The sequence below is a fragment of the Sphingomonas sp. R86521 genome (assembly GCF_042466235.1).
GTDB lineage: Bacteria > Pseudomonadota > Alphaproteobacteria > Sphingomonadales > Sphingomonadaceae > Sphingomonas.
This window is the reverse complement of record NZ_JAXHBY010000001.1, coordinates 1,439,657-1,458,209: the sequence shown is the minus strand read 5'-3', so window position 1 is coordinate 1,458,209 and position 18,553 is coordinate 1,439,657. Positions and strand designations below refer to the sequence as shown.

16 protein-coding genes and 2 tRNA genes are annotated in these 18,553 nt (G+C 66.3%); 11 read left to right on the top strand and 7 right to left on the bottom strand.

Going from position 1 to position 18,553, the window contains the following annotated elements; genetic code table 11:
* The first annotated feature begins 35 nt into the window (after window positions 1-35).
* The 4 genes from greB to SJY20_RS06800 all read left to right on the top strand — a co-directional run bounded on the left by greB (window position 36) and on the right by SJY20_RS06800 (window position 2,338).
* The gene (gene greB, locus SJY20_RS06815) at window positions 36-512 is read left to right on the top strand and encodes a transcription elongation factor GreB (RefSeq protein ID WP_380785878.1); all 477 of its coding nucleotides are present in this window, start codon (window positions 36-38) and stop codon (window positions 510-512) included.
* 83 nt (window positions 513-595) lie between these two features.
* Window positions 596-976 carry a DoxX family protein gene (locus SJY20_RS06810; RefSeq protein WP_380785876.1) on the top strand — a complete coding sequence of 127 codons (381 nt, stop codon included), beginning with the start codon at window positions 596-598 and terminating at the stop codon, window positions 974-976.
* Window positions 977-986: 10 nt separating this feature from the next.
* The gene (locus tag SJY20_RS06805) at window positions 987-1,748 is read left to right on the top strand and encodes an NYN domain-containing protein (protein ID WP_380785873.1); all 762 of its coding nucleotides are present in this window, start codon (window positions 987-989) and stop codon (window positions 1,746-1,748) included.
* A 26-nt stretch (window positions 1,749-1,774) separates the two neighbouring features.
* Window positions 1,775-2,338, top strand: a complete 564-nt coding sequence (locus SJY20_RS06800; RefSeq protein ID WP_380785872.1) for a Uma2 family endonuclease — start codon at window positions 1,775-1,777, stop codon at window positions 2,336-2,338.
* On the opposite strand, the gene SJY20_RS06795 is transcribed toward SJY20_RS06800, so the two are convergent.
* Together SJY20_RS06795 and ettA are read right to left on the bottom strand one after the other, a co-directional pair.
* Entirely contained in the window at window positions 2,301-2,753 is a 453-nt protein-coding gene (locus SJY20_RS06795) for a ribose-phosphate pyrophosphokinase (protein ID WP_380785871.1), read from the bottom strand. The two genes, SJY20_RS06800 and SJY20_RS06795, sit on opposite strands and share 38 nt — an antisense overlap.
* A complete protein-coding gene (gene ettA, locus SJY20_RS06790; protein WP_380785870.1) occupies window positions 2,750-4,429 on the bottom strand; it encodes an energy-dependent translational throttle protein EttA in 1,680 nt (559 codons plus the stop codon). The genes SJY20_RS06795 and ettA overlap by 4 nt, the downstream gene beginning before the upstream one ends.
* Before the next feature lie 121 nt (window positions 4,430-4,550).
* Between ettA and SJY20_RS06785 the strand changes: the two genes are divergently transcribed.
* The 5 genes from SJY20_RS06785 to SJY20_RS06765 all read left to right on the top strand — a co-directional run bounded on the left by SJY20_RS06785 (window position 4,551) and on the right by SJY20_RS06765 (window position 9,253).
* A complete protein-coding gene (locus SJY20_RS06785; RefSeq protein WP_380785869.1) occupies window positions 4,551-5,954 on the top strand; it encodes a M20/M25/M40 family metallo-hydrolase in 1,404 nt (467 codons plus the stop codon).
* A gap of 153 nt (window positions 5,955-6,107) precedes the next feature.
* The gene (locus tag SJY20_RS06780) at window positions 6,108-6,374 is read left to right on the top strand and encodes a hypothetical protein (RefSeq protein WP_380785867.1); all 267 of its coding nucleotides are present in this window, start codon (window positions 6,108-6,110) and stop codon (window positions 6,372-6,374) included.
* Window positions 6,375-6,493: 119 nt separating this feature from the next.
* Window positions 6,494-6,569 (top strand) — tRNA-Ile (locus SJY20_RS06775).
* Between the two features lie 106 nt (window positions 6,570-6,675).
* A complete protein-coding gene (locus SJY20_RS06770) occupies window positions 6,676-6,945 on the top strand; it encodes a DUF1488 family protein (RefSeq protein ID WP_380785866.1) in 270 nt (89 codons plus the stop codon).
* An 82-nt stretch (window positions 6,946-7,027) separates the two neighbouring features.
* Window positions 7,028-9,253 (top strand): glycoside hydrolase family 3 N-terminal domain-containing protein, encoded by a 2,226-nt coding sequence (locus SJY20_RS06765; protein WP_380785865.1) that lies wholly within the window; start codon window positions 7,028-7,030, stop codon window positions 9,251-9,253.
* 113 nt (window positions 9,254-9,366) lie between these two features.
* Here SJY20_RS06765 and SJY20_RS06760 read toward each other — a convergent pair whose 3' ends face one another.
* From SJY20_RS06760 to lepA, 5 genes are all read right to left on the bottom strand, one after another.
* On the bottom strand, window positions 9,367-9,963 hold the full coding sequence (locus SJY20_RS06760) for an ATP-binding cassette domain-containing protein (protein WP_380785864.1): 597 nt from the start codon (window positions 9,961-9,963) through the stop codon (window positions 9,367-9,369).
* A complete protein-coding gene (gene modB, locus SJY20_RS06755; protein ID WP_380785863.1) occupies window positions 9,953-10,642 on the bottom strand; it encodes a molybdate ABC transporter permease subunit in 690 nt (229 codons plus the stop codon). Before modB ends, SJY20_RS06760 begins: the two co-directional genes overlap by 11 nt.
* Before the next feature lies 1 nt (window position 10,643).
* Window positions 10,644-11,396 carry a molybdate ABC transporter substrate-binding protein gene (gene modA / locus SJY20_RS06750; protein WP_380785862.1) on the bottom strand — a complete coding sequence of 251 codons (753 nt, stop codon included), beginning with the start codon at window positions 11,394-11,396 and terminating at the stop codon, window positions 10,644-10,646.
* A 287-nt stretch (window positions 11,397-11,683) separates the two neighbouring features.
* Window positions 11,684-15,037, bottom strand: a complete 3,354-nt coding sequence (locus SJY20_RS06745) for a polysaccharide deacetylase family protein (RefSeq protein ID WP_380785861.1) — start codon at window positions 15,035-15,037, stop codon at window positions 11,684-11,686.
* A 321-nt stretch (window positions 15,038-15,358) separates the two neighbouring features.
* Entirely contained in the window at window positions 15,359-17,182 is a 1,824-nt protein-coding gene (gene lepA / locus SJY20_RS06740) for a translation elongation factor 4 (RefSeq protein WP_380785859.1), read from the bottom strand.
* Window positions 17,183-17,414: 232 nt separating this feature from the next.
* On the opposite strand from lepA, the gene SJY20_RS06735 reads away from it, so the two are divergent.
* The gene (locus tag SJY20_RS06735) at window positions 17,415-18,269 is read left to right on the top strand and encodes a CsgG/HfaB family protein (protein ID WP_380788601.1); all 855 of its coding nucleotides are present in this window, start codon (window positions 17,415-17,417) and stop codon (window positions 18,267-18,269) included.
* Between the two features lie 81 nt (window positions 18,270-18,350).
* A tRNA-Pro gene (locus SJY20_RS06730) sits at window positions 18,351-18,427 on the top strand.
* Window positions 18,428-18,553: the final 126 nt, after the last annotated feature.

Genomic DNA, 18,553 nt, shown 5'->3' with positions numbered 1-18,553 from the left:
TTTGGTGGATGGATGGAGTGGGCTAAGAGCCTCTTATGGATCGCCCGAACTACATCACGCCTGCCGGCTATGCGACGTTGCGCACCGAATACGAGCAGTTGCTGTCGACCGAACGCCCCGCGCTGGTCGAGGTGATCTCGTGGGCGGCCGGTAACGGCGACCGCTCCGAGAACGGCGACTATATCTATGGCCGCAAGCGCTTGCGCGAGATCGATCGGCGGCTCGGCTGGCTGTCGAAGCGGATGAAGGCGGCCAAGGTCATCGATCCGGCCGCGCAGGACGATCGCTCGCGCGTCTGGTTCGGCGCCTGCGTGACGGTAGCCGACGAAGACGACGCCGTGCGCGTGCTGACGCTGGTCGGTGATGACGAGACCGATGCGAGCGCGGGGCGGATCGGGTGGAACTCGCCGTTCGCCCGCGCGCTGCGTGGTGCCACGATCGGCGACGTCCGGCGCGTCGATCTGCCCGCCGGCGAACGCGAATACGAGGTGATGGCGATCGGTTATCCGTAATCGAACCGTTTCGCGTCGTCGCATTGACCGGTTGGGTCGCACGTGGGACTTTCCGGCAGCGTAACGAAACCCCGGAGACCATCATGCCCATACCCGCCACTTGGAGCGCACGCCTGTTGAGCGTGATGCGTATCGTCGTTGCGCTGGTCTTCTTCAGCCACGGCATCTCCAAGTTCTTCGGCGTACCGCCGTTCCCGATGGCGCTGACGCCGATGCTGATGGTGGCAGGCGCGCTGGAGGTCGTCGGTGGCGGGTTGTTGATCATCGGTCTCTTCACGCGCCCGGTCGCCTTCATCCTCTCGGGCATGTCGGCGGTCGCGTATTTCCTCGCGCATGCGCCGCAAGGCCCCTTCCCGATCGCCAATGGCGGCGAGGCAGCGGTGCTGTACTGCTTCGTCTTCCTGTATCTGGCCGCTGCTGGCGGCGGCGCATGGAGCGTGGACGCGCGGACCCGGCGCGGCTAATCCTGCGGGTATGCTCGACACCCAAACCCGCAACGTCGCCCTGCTGATCGACGCCGACAACGCGTCCGCCTCAACCCTGGACCCGGTGCTGACCGTCCTTGCCGAACTCGGCACGGTCAACGTCCGCCGGGTCTATGGCAACTGGTCGAAGCCCGCGCTGAAGGCGTGGCGCGACATGTCGATCATGCACGGCATCGAGCCGCAGCAGCAGTTCGACCTCACCAAAGGCAAGAACGCGACCGACATGAAGATGACGATCGATGCGATGGACCTGTTGTTCAGGGGGCGCATCGACGGCTTCGGGATCATGTCGTCGGACAGCGACTTCATGCCGCTGGCGACCCGTATCCGCCAGGACGGCGTGCCGGTCTATGGCTTCGGCACCAGCCGCACGCCCGAGGGCTTTCGCCAGGCGTGTACGCGGTTCATCGACGTCGGCGCGCTCAACGACACCTCGGAGCCGGTGCCCCTGCCCTTGCCGCCGTCGATTACGGGAGGCCTGCCCGCCCCCAAGGCCGCGGTGCCGCGGGCGAAGCCGAAGCAGGAGATCGGCGCGGACGTGATCAAGCTGCTGATCGATGCGTACGGCGCCAGCAAGCGCGACGAGCGCGGCTATGTCAGCCTGTCGGCGATGGGGACGCTGGCCGGTAACCGTTCGAGCTTCGACACCCGCAATTACGGCTACGCCCAGTTGTCGGACCTGATCGAAAAGATCCCGAACTTCCAGGCCGAAACGCGCGAAGGTCGGGTGTTCGTCAAGCGGTTGCGGTAGTCGACGGCGAAGACTAGGCTCGCACTATGACGGTCCAGGAACGCCTTTCGCCCGGCAAGTACAAGCTGCGTGTCGAGGATTACGAGTTACTGGCGGAGGCGGGCGCGTTCGGCGACCAGCGCACGGAGTTGATCGACGGAGAAGTGATCGTCATGCCTCCGCAGTTCCGTCCTCATGGCATGGTCAAGCTCGAACTCTATGACCAATTGCTACTGCAGGTGCGCGCGTTGGGATTGCCGTTGCGTCCGGTCTTGGAGTTCAGTCTCGATCTGAGCGAGACCAGCATGCCTGATCCAGACATCACGCTGACCAGCGAACCCCGTGGACCGAAGGCGATACCGCTTTATTCCGTAAGGTTGATCGTCGAAGTGTCGGACACCACGCTTGCCGACGACATGGGCAGAAAGCTGCGGCTGTATGCCACCGCCGGAATTCCGGAATATTGGGTCGCCGATGTGAACGGGCGGGTCCTTCACCAGATGTGGGAACCGAGCGAGAACGGGTACGCGCGGCGTCTTGCGATCGCGTTCGGTGCACCAATCGCTGCTGCGACTATCGCCGATCTGACGATCGAGACGAGCGCTCTCTAACGGCGCGTTCGTTCCAGTATTCAAATGCTGTACGCTGCCTGACGTCGACATAGGCGCGGGCTTCGGGACCGGTCCAGGCCGGTGCGTCGCGCCCGACCCACCAGCCCTGCCCCGGTAGCCGGTCACTCTCGCGCACTACTAGCACCGCAAGCGGCGGTTCGCCGGTCGCCGTCGCATCGCGATCGATCGCGTCGAGCGTGCGACATACCGCGCGCATCCTCGGCCGCGTGAAGCGGTGGCCTAGCGCGTTCAACAGTTCGGTATAGCTGACCGCCCGCCCCGCGCGCGCCGCTTCGATCAACAGCCTGCGGACACGCGCGACATCGCCGAGATCGTGCGCATCGGTTGCGACGATCCCTTCGGCCTCCAGCCACTGCGACAGCGTGTCGCCGAAGCCGGAGGCCGTACGCGTCACCGCGTCAGTTTCTTGTAGGACAGTGCGGTCGGACGATCCGCCGCATCGCCCAGACGGCGGCGCTTGTCCTCTTCGTAGGATTCGAAGTTGCCCTCGAACCATTCGACATGGCTGTTGCCCTCGAACGCCAGGATGTGCGTGGCGAGACGATCAAGGAAGAAGCGGTCGTGGCTGATCACCACCGCGCAACCCGCGAAATTCTCGATGGCTTCCTCGAGCGCGCCCAGGGTCTCGACATCGAGATCGTTGGTGGGCTCGTCGAGCAGAAGCACGTTGCCGCCGCGCTTCAACATCTTGGCGATGTTGACGCGGTTGCGCTCGCCGCCCGAAAGCTTGCCGACGTTCTTCTGCTGGTCCTGGCCCTTGAAGTTGAACGCCCCGACATAGGCGCGAGTCGACTGGTCGAACCCGTTGACCTTCATCGAATCGAGGCCGTCGGAAATCTCTTCCCAGACGTTCTTCTTGTCGTCGAGATGATCGCGGCTCTGGTCGACATAGCCCAACCGCACGGTCGAACCCTTGTCGATCGTGCCGCTGTCCGGTGTCTCCTGCCCGGTGATCAGCTTGAACAAAGTCGATTTGCCGGCGCCGTTGGGACCGATGACGCCGACGATGCCGCCTGCGGGCAGCGTGAAGCTGAGATTGTCGAACAGCAGCTTGTCGCCGTAAGCTTTCGAGACATTCTCGAGTTCGATCACCTTGCCGCCGAGACGCTCGGGCACCTGGATGACGATCTGCGCCTTGCCCGGCGAGCGGTTCTCCTGTGCGGAGACGAGGCGTTCGAAGTTGGCGATACGCGCCTTGGACTTGGTCTGGCGCGCCTTGGCGCCCTGGCGGATCCATTCGAGCTCGTTCTTGATCGCGGTCTGACGACCGGATTCCTCGCGATCCTCCTGCTCGAGGCGCTTGGCCTTCTTCTCGAGATAGGTCGAGTAATTGCCCTCGTACGGGAAATACTTGCCGCGATCGAGTTCGAGCACCCAGCCGACGACGTTGTCGAGGAAATAGCGGTCATGGGTGATCATCAGCACCGCGCCCGCATAATCCTTCAGATGGTTCTCCAGCCACTGGACGCTTTCGGCGTCGAGATGGTTGGTAGGCTCGTCGAGCAGCAGGATCCCCGGCTTCTGGATCAGGAGGCGGGTCAGCGCGACGCGGCGCTTCTCACCACCCGACAGCTTGTCGACAGCCCAGTCGCCCGGCGGGCAGCGCAGCGCTTCCATCGCGACCTCGAGCTGGTTGTCGAGCGTCCAGCCGTCGACCGCGTCGATCTTCTCCTGGAGCGTCCCCATTTCCTCGAGCAGCGCGTCGAAGTCGGTGTCGTCCTGGGGATCGCCCATCTCGGCGGAGATCGCGTTGAAGCGGTCGACCATGTCGGCGACGTCGCGCGCGCCGTCCTTGACGTTCTCCAGCACGGTCTTCGAGGCATCGAGCTGCGGCTCCTGCTCGAGATAGCCGACGGAGACGTTCTCGCCCGGCCATGCCTCGCCGGTATAATCCTTGTCGATGCCGGCCATGATCTTGATCAGCGTCGACTTGCCCGCGCCGTTGGGGCCGACGATGCCGATCTTGGCGCCGTGATAGAATTGCAGGTTGATGTTCGACAGCACCGGCTTGGGCGCGCCGGGGAAGGTCTTCGTCATGTCCTTCATGACATAGGCGTATTGGCCGGCCACGGGGGTCTCCGTTCGGGTGTTCGTGAGTGCGGGATTGGTCTGCGCATGTAAGCGCAGGCGCCAAGGTTGGCAACGCGCGCGCTCGGACCTAACGGTGGCGCATCACCAAGGGGAATAGCCGATGACGCGTATCGCACCATTTCTGGCGGCCTGTGCCGCGATCACCGCCGTTCCCCTAGCGGCGCAGCGCACCGCCGCACCGCCGACCGCCGGCGATGCCAAGGTCGCGGCGCTCCGCGACAAGGCGCTGACCGACGACACCGCCTATGCGATCGTCGAGGGGCTGACGACCGAGGTCGGTCCGCGGATGACCGGGACCGAAGCGGCGCCGCGGGCGCGGGCCTGGGCGGTGGCCAGGTTGAAGGCGATGGGGTTCAAGAACGTCCGGATCGAGCCATACCAGCTGCCGGTCTGGTCGCGCGGGACCGAGAGCGCGGCCTTGGTCGCGCCCTATGCGCAGACACTGCACGTCGTCGGGCTCGGCAATTCGGGGGCGACGCCGGCGGGCGGACTGACGCTGCCGATCGTCTATTTCCCGACCTACAACGACCTCGCGCTCGCAGCCGACGACAGCCTGAAGGGCAAGATCGCCTTCGTCTCGAACGCGATGCAGCCCACCCAGGACGGGTCGAGCTATGGCAGCCAGGGCACCGCGCGCTTCGTCGGCCCCAACCTCGCCGCCAAGAAGGGTGCGGCGGCGATCGTGATCCGGTCGATCGGCACCGACCATGGCCGCGGGCCGCACGCGGGCAACACCAATTTCGAGCCCGGCGTGACGCCGATCCCGGCCGGTGCGCTGTCAGTCGCGGATGCCGAGCAGGTCGAGCGTCTGGTCAAGCTCGGCAAGTCGGTGACGCTGAAGCTGGTGCTCGACGACCGGCAGGTCGGTACGCGCGACTCGGGCAACGTCGTCGCCGAAGTTCCAGGCAGCGATCCCAAGGCGGGCATCGTGCTGGTCGGCGGGCATCTCGACAGCTGGGATCTCGGCACCGGCGCGATCGACGACGGCGCGGGCGTCGCGATCACCGCCGCTGCGGCCAAGATCGTGATGGACGCGCCGGGCACGATGCGGCGGACGATCCGCGTGGTCTGGTTCGGCGACGAGGAAAGCGGCGGCTTCGGCGGCGCAGCCTATGCCAAGGCGCATGCCGGTGAACGCCATGCCACCGCGGCCGAATCCGACTTCGGCGCCGATAACGTCTGGCGCTTCGAGAGCAGCCTGCCCGACGCCGCCAAGCCGATCGCCGATCGCCTTGCGGTCGCGCTGTCGCCGCTGGGCATCATCCGCGGTGCCGATGCACCGCATGGCGGCACCGACGTAGGGCCGATCATCGCGACCGGAGTGGCCGGTATCGACCTGAACCAGTCGGGCCAGCGCTATTTCGACTGGCACCATACGCCGGAGGATACGCTCGACCGGATCGACCCCGTGCAGCTGCGTCAGAACGTCGCGGCGTGGACCGCGATGCTCGCCACGGTCGCCGATGCACCGGAGGAAATCGGACCGATCGCCCCGAAAAACTGACCAGACGAGGGATCGATACTGTCTTCGAACCGTCGCAAAGGTTGCCGTCCGGTGAATTTAGCGGATTGACCGGGGGGACCCGTACGCTATTTGCGGCGCTTCGCGACGGCAATCGGGTCGGCCGCGAATTGAACTATGCTTGGGAGCATTCGAATGAAGAAGATCGTTCTGATCGCTGCTGCCGCCGGCCTGATGTCCGTCGCAGCCTGCAACAAGTCGCCTGAAGCTGCCGCTGTTGAGAACAACGCGGACATGCTGGCGGACAACATGGAAATGCAGGCCGACAACATCGACGCGATGGCCGACAACACCACCAACGCTGCTGCTTCGGACGTTCTCGAGAACGTTGCAGACAACGTCAACGCTGCTGCGGACAACGTCCGTGACCAGGCTGATGCCAAGGCAGACAACATGCAGTAATTCGCGCTGGGTGCACGCACCCGGTACGATTTGCATGATGAAAGGGCGCTCCTTCGCGGGGGCGCCCTTTTTCTTTGGCTTTTTCTTTGTGAGATGCTGCGCTAACGCAGGATCCGGTGGGGCCTGTAGCTCAACGGTTAGAGCTGGCCGCTCATAACGGCTAGGTTGCGGGTTCGATTCCTGCCGGGCCCACCAAACGCTCCGATGCAATGAAATCCTTTACGGATCCCGTCCGATCGGCGCTTGCGCGACCGTCGGCTCGCGGGCAGGAGGCGCTCATTCGCATTCCAGGAGTAACTTCATGTCCAGCCGTCTCGATATCGACCTTGCCAGCCTGACCGACAACGACCGCCAGAAGCAGGTCGAATTCACCGGTGAGATCGACGGCGAGGACCGGGATTTCGCGGTCAAGTACGCCGTGTTGAAGGAACTGAGCGGCGACGAGCCCGAGGACGACGCGCTCGAGCTGTTCGAGCGGTTCAGCGACGAGATCGTCGACATCTGCGCCGAAGTCGCGGCTGCCAAGCCGAATGCGACGCTGATCACGATCGACGAGGGCGACCTGGAATAGGGCGTTCGCCGATTGCGATGCGACCCCGCTTGCCGCGGGTCGCGTCGCAGCGGTAAAACTCCCGTGAAAACGGGAGCAGGTCATGTCACATCCAGATCGTCGTACGGTGCTCAAGGCGGGTGCGACCATCGCCGGTCTGTCGCTGGGCGGTAGCGCGATCGCCGGTAGCGACCGGATCGAAACACTGATCGCGCGGATGACGCCGGCCGAGAAGGCCGGACAGCTCAGCTGTTTCTCGGACCAGATCCGGCCGATCGGGGTGCCGTTTAACCCCGGACTGGCGAACGGCGGCGCGACCGATCAGCTGGCGCGGATCAGGACCGGCGCGATCGGGATGCTGTTCAACGGCGTCGGCTATGCCGGTGCCAAGGCCGCGCAGGACGCCGCGATGGCGACCCGGCTGAAGATTCCGCTGATCTTTGCGGGCGACGTGATCCACGGATTGCGCACCGCCTACCCCCTGCCGATCGCGGAGGCGTGCGCGTTCGATCCCGACCTAGCGATGCGGACCTCGCGGGCGGCGGCGCTGGAAAGTACCGCGCTCGGCATCCACTGGACCTTTGCGCCGATGGTCGACGTCGCGCGCGACCAGCGCTGGGGACGGGTTGCCGAAGGATCGGGCGAGGACCCGTATCTCGGCACGCAACTGGCCAAGGCGCGGGTGCGCGGGTTTCAGGGCGACGACCTGCGCGATCCGACCCGCGTCGCCGCCTGTGCCAAGCATTTCGCCGCCTATGGTGCGGTGTCGGGCGGGCAGGATTACAACTTCACCGAGATTTCGCCGGCGACGCTGAACGAGGTGCATCTGGCGCCGTTCAAGGCGTGCGTGGATGCCGGTGTCGCAACGTTGATGAGCGCGTTCAACGATATCGACGGGGTCCCTTCGAGCGGTAATCACTGGCTGATGACCGACCTGCTGCGGGGCCAGTGGCGGTTCAAGGGGATGGTCGTCGGCGACTATACCGCCGACGAGGAACTGATCGCGCACGGCTATGCCAGCGATGGCCGCGACGCCGCGAAGAAGGCGTTCATGGCGGGGATGGACATGGCGATGCAGTCCAACCTGTTCAATCGGTGGCTGCCCGACCTGGTCGCGAAGGGCGAGGTGCCGATGGCGCGGCTGGACGAGGCGGTGCGTCGCGTGCTGCAGCTGAAGGAGGCGATCGGGCTGTTCGCCAACCCCTATCGATCGGTCAGCCGGAGCGCCGAGAAGATCAGCGTGTCGACGCCGGCGATGCTGAAGCTCAGCCGCGAAGCTGGGGCGCGGTCGATCGTGCTGCTGAAGAACGAGGGCGGGCTGTTGCCGCTGAAGACGAACCCGGGACGGATCGCGCTGATCGGGCCGTTCGGCGAGGATCGCAAGAACGTCGTCGGGACCTGGGCGTTCATGGCGGACGAGACGCTCAACGTGTCGATCGCGCAGGGGCTGCGCGCGCGGGGGCTGAGCGTGACCGCGGTGGCGGGATCGGGGATCGAGGCGCCGCTGCCGGGCGGGATCGCCGCTGCGGTCTCTGCGGCGCAGGGTGCCGATGTCGTGCTGCTCGCGATCGGCGAGTCGCAGCTGATGTCGGGCGAGGCGCAGGCGCGGACCGACATCGTCGTGCCGGAGGCGCAGATGGCGCTGGCCGAGGCGGTCGCCGCGACCGGCAAGCCGGTGGTCGTGCTGTTGCGGCATGGCCGCGCGCTGGCGTTGCACGGTGCGGTGAAGGCAGCGCCGGCGATCCTGGCGACGTGGTTCCTAGGGTCGCAGAGCGGTCATGCGATCACGGACATACTGTTCGGTGACGTCAATCCGTCGGCAAAGCTGTCGGTGAGTTTCCCGAACGAGAGTGGACAGGAGCCGTATTTCTACAACCACAAATCGACCGGCCGGCCGGCGCCCGAGACCGGTTCGCAGGAGTACAAGTCTCGGTATCGTGAGACGAAGAACGAGGCACTGTACCCGTTCGGGCATGGGCTGAGCTACACGCGGTTCAAGGTATCGGCGGTGTCGGTGCCGGCTCGAATGACCGATCGGATCGAGGTTTCGGCGATGGTCACGAACACCGGGGCACGGAGCGGCGACGAGGTGGTGCAGCTGTATATCCACGACCGGGTCGCGAGCCGGACCCGGCCGGTGCGCGAGTTGAAGGGATTTGCGCGGGTGTCGTTGAAGGCGGGGGAATCGAAGCCGGTGCGGTTTGCGCTGGTCCGCGACGATCTGCGGTTCTGGGGGGATGGCGACTGGGTGGTCGAGCCGGGGATGTTCGACCTTTGGGTCGCGACGAGTTCGGTGGACGGGGAGAAGCAGGCGTTCGAGCTTACCTAATCGTCATCCCGGGCTTGTCCCGGGATCCAGGGTAACCGAGCGCGGGGTCCGTGACCCTGGGTCCTGACTTTCGTCAGGATGACGGAGGTTCGTCTGGATGAGGGAGGGAGGGATTACATCCGGACGATCTGCGTGCCGATGCGTTCGGCTTCCTCGGGGTCGTGGGTGACCATCAGGATCGCCAGCTTCAGGACGTCGCGGACGTGCTCGATCGCGCGCATCACTTCGTCGCGGCGGGGGCGGTCCAGCGAGGAGAGCGGCTCGTCGAGCAGCAGGAAGCGCGGGTCGCTGAGCAGGGCGCGACCGATCGCGACGCGCTGTGCCTCGCCGCCCGAGAGCGAGCGCGGCCAGCGATCGAGGAGGTGGCCGATGCCGAGGAACTCGATCCGGTCGATGGCGACGCTGGTGTCGGGGGCGCCGTAGAGCAGGTTGGCGCGGACCCGCAGATGCGGGAACAGCCGGGCGGCCTGGAACACATAGCCGGCGCGGCGGCGTTCGGGGGGCACGTCGACGCCGTCGCCGAACAGCGTCTCGCCGTCGACCGCGATGTGGCCGGCATCGGGGCGGAGCAGCCCGGCGACCATGTTGAGGACGCTGGTCTTGCCGACGCCCGAGGGCCCGAACAACACCGTCGCGCCCTGCCCGACCTGTGCGGTCAGCGCGACCTGCGCGTCGCCGAAGCGTTTGCGGACGTCGATGTCAAAGGACATGGAGCCCCCTTCCCGCGCGCCGTGCCAGCCATTCGGACGTCACCAGCGCGGCAAGTGACAGCGCGACGGAGATCGCCGACAGCCGCCAGACCATCGCGTCGCCGCCGGGCTGTTGCAGCGCCGAATAGATCGCGAGCGGCAGTGTCTGGGTCTCGCCCGGAACGTTCGAGACGAAGGTGATGGTCGCGCCGAACTCGCCGATCGAGCGCGCGAAGCCGAGCACCGCGCCCGCGAGCACGCCGGGCAGGCTGAGCGGCAGCGTGATCGTGCGGAACACGCGCGCACGGCCGGCGCCGAGCGTGCGCGCCGCCTGTTCGAGGCGCCGGTCGACCGCCTCGATCGACAGCCGGATCGCGCGGACCATCAGCGGCAGCGCCATGACGCCCGCCGCGATCGCGGCGCCGGTCCAGCGGAACAGCACCGAGACGCCGAACCAGTCCTGCAGCCACGCACCGATCGGACCGGCGGGCGCAAACGCGAGCAGCAGCACCCAGCCGGTCACGACCGGCGGGACCACCAGCGGCAGGTGGATCACCGCGTCGACCAGGATCTTGCCCGGAAACGCCACGCGCGCGAGCAGCCAGGCGAGCGCGAACGCGACCGGCAGCGTCACCGCCATCGCCACCCCGCCGACCTTCAGCGACAGCGCGACGATCGCCCATTCGGCGGGGGTCAGCACGTCAGCGCGCGCTGAACCCGTAGCGGACGAAGATCGCCTTGCCCGCGCGCGAGATGAGGAAGCGGCGGAACGCCTCGGCCTGCGGGTTGGTCGAGGTCTTCAGTCGCGCGACCGGATAGGTGATCGGCGGATGCGAGCTTTCGGGGAACACCCCGGCGATGCGGACCTTTGCCGAGGCCTTGGCATCGGTGGCGTAGACGATGCCGAGCGGTGCCGCACCGCGTTCGACCAGCGCCAGCGTCGCGCGGACGTTTTCGGCGCGAACCACCTTCGGCGAGACCTGCGCCCAGACGCCGAGCTTCTCGAGTGCCTGCTGGCCGTATTTGCCCGCGGGCACCGGGGTGTCGGCCATCGCTAGCGGGCCGGCGCCCAGCACGCGCGCGAGCGCGGCGGGTGGGCGTACCGGGATGCGGACCTTGCTGCCCGCGGGGGCTGCGACGACGAGGCGGTTGCCGAGGAACGTGACGCGGGTGCTCGCGACGATCAGGTTCTTCTGCGCGAGGTCGTTCATCCAGTCCTCGTCCGCGGACACGAACAGGTCGGCGGGCGCCCCGGCGGCGACCTGGCGGGCGAGCGCGGACGACGCGGCGAACGAGATGGTCGGCTTGGGATGGCCCTGTTTCGCCCACGCATCGGCGGCGGCGGTCATCGATTCCTGCAATGACGCGGCGGCGAGGACCAGCGGCGCCTGCTGCGCGGTCGCGGCGGTCGAGAGGATCAGGGACAGGATCAGCGCGTACGGGAGAGATTTCATCGAGGACCTCGATCTGGCGGACGATATCCCGCGGTATATAGACCGGGCGCGGAAGGCTAGCGGCGTCGGTGGAAAGTCTCAAAAGTCACACCAAAGGGGGTAGATTCAGATAGTGGTTGCCACCCCGGCGGAGGCCGGGGCCCAGTTGGGGGACAGGCGTGACCGACGCCGCACTCCGTTACAACGACCTTGCCAACTGGGCCCCGGCCTTCGCCGGGGTGGTGATCTTGGTTGAGGATCGCATGATCCGAGGCTGGCGAAACGCGCGGCTGTAGGACAGCGCTTTCTCAAGCCGCCGTCACCCTGCCCGTCCGCGCCAGCTTGCCCCAGCCTACCAGCGGACCACGCAGTGCCTGGGCGATCGCCTTCAGCACCACATAATACATCACCTGGCGATAGCCGATCCGCTGCGGGATCAGCAGCCAAAGCAGACGCCACCGCTCCTTGCGTTCCAATGCGAAGGCGATGGTTGCGGCGAGCAGGTCGATCGCGGTGAAGACGAGCCAGTAGCCGAGCATCGTATAGACGTCGTGGCTAGTCTGTTCCCAGCCATGCGCGCGCACCGCGAGATAGGTGAAGAGGAAGCTGACGAGCAGCGCGAGATCGATGATCGGCGAGATCGACGCGAGCACGATCTGGAACAGGATCGCCTGCGGCAACCCGACCCAGCCGAGCCCGCGCGGGTGCGAGCCGAAGATCGCCGAGCGATGCTTGTACAGGCATTGCAGCGTGCCGTACGCCCAGCGGAAGCGCTGTTTCGCGAGCGCGCGCATCGTCTCGGGTGCTTCGGTCCAGGCGATCGCGAACTGGTCGTACTTGACCGCCCAGCCGGCGCGCTGGATCGCGATGGTCAGGTCCTGGTCCTCGGCCAGCGTATCGTCGGGATAGCCGCCGACGCCCCGGATCGCGGACAGCCGCCACGCCCCGACCGCGCCGGGAACGACGGTCATCGCGTTCAGGCGGGCGAGCGCGCGGCGTTCGAGATTCTGCGCGGTGATGTATTCGAGCGCCTGCCATTTGGTGATGATGTTGACGCGGTTGCCGACCTTGGCGTTGCCAGCGACGGCGCCGAGCGTCGGATCGTCGAACCAGCGGGCGAGGCGCGCGATCGTGGTCGGTTCGAACTGCGTATCGGCGTCGAGCGCGATGACGATCTCGCCCTTCGCCTCTTCGAGACCGCGGTTGAGCGCGCGCGCCTTGCCGCCGTTCTGCAGCGTCAGCAGGCGGACGCGGGGATCGTTCGCGAACGCTTCGGTGACGACGCGGCTGGTGCCGTCGCTGGAGCCGTCGTCGATCACCACGACCTCGATCCGGACGTCGGTCGAGGCGAGCACGCCGTGGACCGCGCGGACGATGACGCGCTCCTCGTTGAACGCCGGGATCATGACGGTAACGAAACGATCCGGATCGATCGGCGGAAACACCGTCTTGAGCTCGCGGCGCGCCTGGATCAGCGCGAGCGCGGACAGCGCCAGCGCGCGGAGGATGCCGATCGTGATCGCGATGCCGAAGATCCAGCGTAGCGCCACAACGAGCCCGCCGAGCGTGCTGAACAGCGCGAGATCGGCCATTGCGGCAACGCGGTCGCTGGACGAGATCACCGGCATCGCGGCGTCACGCGACAGGCCGGCGAGCGTCGAGACCGGCACGAAGCTGTAGCCCAGCGCACGCAGGCGCTCGATGATGATCGGCAGCGCGGCGACGGTCTGCGCGCGGTTGCCGCCGGCGTCGTGGAGCAGGATGACGTTGCCGCTGCGTTCGGGGTTGCCGGCCTGGACCTCGTCGATGGTGCGATCGACGATTTCCTGGACGCCAGGCCGCTTCCAGTCGTCGGGATCGACGTGGAGACCGACCGAGATATAGCCGCGCTGCTGCGCCTGCAGGGCCGGGACGATTTCGTCCGCGGTACTCGGCTCGGCATCGCCGAAATACGGTGCGCGGAACAGCCGGAGCGATCGCCCGGTGAACGCCTGGAACAGCCGCTGCGTGGTGTTCAGCTCGAACTTGACCTGGCGCGGCGAGACCGTGGCGAGATTGGGGTGGGTATAGGTGTGGCTGCCGATCTCATGCCCCTCCGCGACCATCCGCACCAGCAGCGACCGCTGCGTCAGCGCGTTCTCGCCGATCACGAAGAACGTCGCCGGCGCATGTTCGCGCTTGAGGATGTCGAGGATCTGCGGGGTCCATTCCGCATCGGGGCCGTCGTCGAACGTCAGCGCCAGCTGCTTCGGGCGATAGCCGGTGCGGTCGACGACGTACGGGGACGGCATCCGCAGGAACCGGACGTCGGCGATCGTGCCGTCCTTTGCCGGTACCGCGTCGCGGATGCCGGTCACCGGGGTCGCGGCGATCTTCAGGATTTCGCCCGATCCCTCGATATCGACATTGGTGCCCGCCGGCATCTGATCGATCGAATCGGGCACCGGCAGGGTGCGGTGGTCGCGGCCGAAGATCGACCAGAGCCCCGGATCCTCCGACCCGAGCCGCCACAGCGCGACGCTGCCGAGCCCTGCCTTTTGCAGGAACGCGATCTGGTTGTAGGCCGAGGCTGCATCGAGCATCCAGACCTGGTGGCGGCTATTGCCTTCCGAATAAGCGAAGCTGCTGTTGCCGCTCTCCTTGTCGAAGGTCGGGACGGTGCCCGAATCGGCGGCGTTCTGCCACGCTTCCTCGATGTCGAGCGCGTCGCCGCCCTTGTCGTGCCAGTCATAGGCGTAGGAGCCGATCGCGACGACCAGCTTGGCCGGCGGGATCCCGCGTGCGGCGTCGGCGACGGTGCGCGCGAACCAGCGCTGCGACGCGATCGGTCCGGGCGGCCCGCTGGTCTCGTGCTCGTCATACGCCATCAGGAAGATCTTGTCGGTCACCGCGGCATAAGCCGGCAGGTTCCAGTCGGGATTGGCGACCGGCGCCGCGATCGCGACCACCCAGCCGCGCGGCGCGAACCGCGCCTTGGCCTCGGCGAGGAACGCGCGGTAATTGGGCTGCGCGCTGACCGGCAGGTCCTCGAAGTCGAAGAACGCGCCGCCGGCATGGTTGACCGCGAGGAACGGCACGAGCCGGTCGAGGAAGGCACCGCGCGTCTTCGGATCGGCGAACATCGCGGCGCTGCCGGCGCCGTCCCAGTCGCCGTTCACCGCGTTCTGCACCATTGGCAGGATCACCGGGCGGTGCACCGCCTTGTTGAGGATGTCGCGGCCAGCCTGGTCACGGAACACGGTGATGTGGTGATCGGCGCCGGTGACCGAGATCCAGCCCGGGATCAGCCAGTCGAGCTGTTCGACATGGCGGGCGAGGCTGGCGGTGCTCGACTGGTCCCACGGCGCGTGAAAGGCGATCGCGAGCGCCGGATTGCCCACGCGGGGATGCCCCGGCCGCGCGGGGACGCCGAACAGCCGCTTGGCGTAATAGTCGATGTCGCGACGGGTGCGGCCGATGATCCCGCCACGCGGCGGCGGCAGCCGGTGGAGCGCGGCGTGCTCGGGCTCGATCGGCAACAGCGGCGCGGCCGGCACGACGCCGATCGAGACCGCGAACACCACCACCGCAAGGACGAGCAGCGCCAGGAAGGCGGCGACCGCGAGTGCGAAACGCCGGCGCCGGCGACCGCTGGCATCGAAGAAGACGGGACGTTGTGACATGGAGCTCCGCGTGTGCGATTTGGGCTGGCGTTACCATCCTGAACGCCCGCGCCGCTCCTGACAAATGCGTCACGTCGTTACGGCTAGCGAAACGGTTCGTCATCCCGGCGAAGGCTGGGATCCAGGGCCCCGGGCGTCGACGCCTGCAACCCTGGATCCCGGGACGAGCCCGGGATGACGGGCGCTCATCCTCCCCCGCCAGGGGGAGGTGGCGCCGAAGGCGACGGAGGGGGAGGACACGGAACGGACATGTCGTTGCCCTCCCCCTCCGTCACGCTACGCGTGCCACCTCCCCCTGGCGGGGTAGGATTTTAAGTGGTTTTAGCTGTCGTCGCCCATGCGGAGCGCGGCGATGAAGGCTTCCTGGGGGATGCTTACGCTGCCGTACTCGCGCATCTTCAGCTTGCCCTTCTTCTGCTTTTCCAACAGCTTCTTCTTGCGGGTGGCGTCGCCGCCATAGCATTTCGCGGTGACGTCCTTGCGCATCGCGCTGATCGTCTCGCGCGCGATCACCTTGCCGCCGATCGCCGCCTGGATCGGGATCTTGAACAGGTGGCGCGGGATCAGTTCCTTGAGGCGTTCGACCATGCCGCGGCCGCGGACTTCGGCGGTGCCGCGGTGGACGATCATGCTCAGCGCGTCGACCGGCTCCTCGTTGACGAGGATACCCATCTTGACGAGGTCACCTTCACGGTAGCCGATCTGGTGATAGTCGAAGCTCGCATAGCCCTTCGACATCGACTTCAGCCGATCGTAGAAGTCGAACACCACTTCGTTCAGCGGCAGCTCGTAGGTCGCCTGCGCGCGTCCACCGACATAGGTCAGGTTCTTCTGGATGCCGCGGCGATCCTGGCACAGCTTCAGCACCGACCCGAGATATTCGTCGGGGACGTAGATCGTCGCCTCGATCCACGGCTCGCTGATCGTCGCGATCTTGTTGGGCTCGGGCATGTCGGCGGGGTTGTGCAGCTCGATATGCGTCGTGCCGGCCGGATCGGGGTGGCTCAGCTCGATCTCGTATACGACGGAAGGCGCGGTGGTAATCAGGTCCAGATCATACTCGCGGGTGAGACGCTCCTGGATGATCTCCAGATGCAACAGCCCTAGGAAGCCGCAGCGGAAGCCGAAGCCGAGTGCCGCCGAGGTTTCCATCTCGAACGAGAAGCTCGCATCGTTGAGCCGCAGCTTCGAGATCGATTCGCGCAGCTTCTCGAACTCCGCGGCATCGACCGGGAACATCCCGCAGAATACGACCGGCTGGACTTCCTTGAAGCCCGGCAATGCCTCCAGCGCAGGCCGCTTGGCGTCGGTGATGGTATCGCCGACGCGGGTCTGCGCGACCTCTTTGATCTGCGCGGTGATGAAGCCCATTTCGCCGGTGCCGAGCTCGGTCAGCTGCTCGATCTTGGGCCGGAAGCAGCCGACGCGGTCGACCAGGTGCATCGTCCCGGTCTGCATGAACTTGATCTGCTGGCCCTTCTTCAGGACGCCGTCGATCACGCGGACGAGGATGACGACGCCGAGATACGGGTCGTACCAGCTGTCGACCAGCATCGCCTTCAGAGGCGCCTCGGGGTCGCCCTTGGGTGGCGGGATCTTGGTGACGATCGCCTCGAGGATCTCGGCGATGCCGATCCCCGACTTGGCCGATGCCAGCACAGCCTCCGACGCGTCGATGCCGATGACGTCTTCGATCTCTTTCCGCACCTTCTCGGGCTCGGCGGCGGGCAGGTCGATCTTGTTGATCACCGGCACGATCTCGTGGTCGTGCTCGATCGACTGATAGACGTTGGCGAGCGTCTGCGCTTCCACGCCCTGCGCGGCGTCGACCACCAGCAGCGCGCCTTCGCACGCGGCAAGGCTGCGGCTGACTTCATAGGCGAAGTCGACATGGCCCGGCGTGTCCATCAGGTTGAGGACGTAGTCGAGCCCGTCCTTCGCCTTGTAGGCAAGGCGCACGGTCTGCGCCTTGATGGTGATGCCGCGCTCCTTCTCGATGTCCATGTTGTCGAGCACCTGCTCGGACATCTCGCGCTCGGTCAGCCCTCCGGTCTGCTGGATGAGGCGATCGGCAAGCGTCGACTTGCCGTGGTCGATATGCGCGATGATCGAGAAATTGCGGATGCGGTCGAGCGGCGTGGTCACTGGTTATCGTTCTTTGCGAAAAGGAGGTCCCGGAGCCGTTAGCATCGCGCGGCGCATATGCCAAAGCGCGACGTCGCGTGACGACTTCCCCCCGTCAAAAACCGCCGATAAACATCGATCAATTCTTCCGGGGGGATTTTTCATGATTCGAATCGCAACCATCACGCTCGCCGCCACGCTGTTGCTGCCGGCCGCCGCCGATGCGCAGGCGCGCGCGTCGAAAGGCCAGCAGATGCAGGTGCAGGCTGCCAACGACGTGCCGCGTTGCACGCGCAAACTCGGCACGCTGTCGATCGCCGATGGCGACGATCCCTATGCGTGGACGCAGAACAGCCTCGCGCCGCCGTCCAAGGTGCTGCGGGCGCTGGTCCAGCGGTCGGGCTGCTTCAACCTGGTCGATCGCGGCACCGGCCTGAATGCTGCCAGCCGCGAGCGCGCGATCGGAGAAGGCCTCGGGCTGCAGCGCCGCTCGAACGTCGGACAGGGCCAGATCAAGGCCGCGGACTATGTGCTGGTCGCCGAGATCCAGGGTGCCAACAGCAACGTCAGCGGCAGCGGTGCGGCGGGTGCGGTCGGTGGCTTGCTGGGCGGTCGCGTCGGCGGGCTGCTCGGCGGCATCAAGAGCAAGAAGATGGAGGCGAACACCGTCCTCTCGCTGACCAACGTCCGCACCACCGAGACGCTGGCGGTCGAGGAAGGCTATGCGGCCAAGAACAACCTCGCCTTCGGGGCGGGCGGGTTCTTCGCGGTCGGCGGCGCGATCGGCGGCGGCTACGACAACACCGACATCGGCCGGATCGTAACGCTGAGCTTTATCCAGGCCTACACCAAGCTGGTGACGGGGCTGGGCCTGGTGACACCGGGCAGCGCGGGCACGGCGGAGGCCGCTCCAACCAAGACGTATACCGCACAAGGCCCGGTCGCGATGCGCGCGAGTGGCGTCGCAACGGCCAAGATCCTGCGCACGCTGCCGGTCGGCGCGATCGTCTATCCTACCGGCACCAAGGCCGGCCTGTGGTGGGAAGTCGCGGACGAGAACGACAATGTCGGCTGGGTGCTCAACACCAAGCTGGCGCCGTCGAACTGACGGCTTGCGTGGGGGCAAAGCTGTGGCTATAGCCGCGCCTCCAAGCACGGACGGCCGCTTCAGCGCCCCTCCGGACTCCGTCGGGGAGTAGCTCAGCCTGGTAGAGCACTGTCTTCGGGAGGCAGGGGCCGGAGGTTCGAATCCTCTCTTCCCGACCATATTTTCTGCAGTTGCTGCAGCTTCGTTTACATCTTTCTTCGGCGAATACGTGCTGTGCGCGTGTTTTCCGATTTGGCACTGAGTATCGCGCTGATGCGTTGAGCGGGACCATGAAGGAGAGACCG

What these genes read in the sequence shown, in the direction of transcription:
- SJY20_RS06770 (WP_380785866.1), top strand. Translation starts at nt 6,676, where the DNA reads ATGTCCAGCCGTCTCGATATCGACCTTGCCAGCCTGACCGACAACGAC.
- SJY20_RS06800 (WP_380785872.1), top strand. Translation starts at nt 1,775, where the DNA reads ATGACGGTCCAGGAACGCCTTTCGCCCGGCAAGTACAAGCTGCGTGTC.
- SJY20_RS06810 (WP_380785876.1), top strand. Translation starts at nt 596, where the DNA reads ATGCCCATACCCGCCACTTGGAGCGCACGCCTGTTGAGCGTGATGCGT.
- SJY20_RS06765 (WP_380785865.1), top strand. Translation starts at nt 7,028, where the DNA reads ATGTCACATCCAGATCGTCGTACGGTGCTCAAGGCGGGTGCGACCATC.
- SJY20_RS06745 (WP_380785861.1), bottom strand. Translation starts at nt 15,037, where the DNA reads ATGTCACAACGTCCCGTCTTCTTCGATGCCAGCGGTCGCCGGCGCCGG.
- greB (WP_380785878.1), top strand. Translation starts at nt 36, where the DNA reads ATGGATCGCCCGAACTACATCACGCCTGCCGGCTATGCGACGTTGCGC.
- SJY20_RS06805 (WP_380785873.1), top strand. Translation starts at nt 987, where the DNA reads ATGCTCGACACCCAAACCCGCAACGTCGCCCTGCTGATCGACGCCGAC.
- SJY20_RS06760 (WP_380785864.1), bottom strand. Translation starts at nt 9,963, where the DNA reads ATGTCCTTTGACATCGACGTCCGCAAACGCTTCGGCGACGCGCAGGTC.
- SJY20_RS06785 (WP_380785869.1), top strand. Translation starts at nt 4,551, where the DNA reads ATGACGCGTATCGCACCATTTCTGGCGGCCTGTGCCGCGATCACCGCC.
- modA (WP_380785862.1), bottom strand. Translation starts at nt 11,396, where the DNA reads ATGAAATCTCTCCCGTACGCGCTGATCCTGTCCCTGATCCTCTCGACC.
- SJY20_RS06735 (WP_380788601.1), top strand. Translation starts at nt 17,415, where the DNA reads ATGCAGGTGCAGGCTGCCAACGACGTGCCGCGTTGCACGCGCAAACTC.
- SJY20_RS06780 (WP_380785867.1), top strand. Translation starts at nt 6,108, where the DNA reads ATGAAGAAGATCGTTCTGATCGCTGCTGCCGCCGGCCTGATGTCCGTC.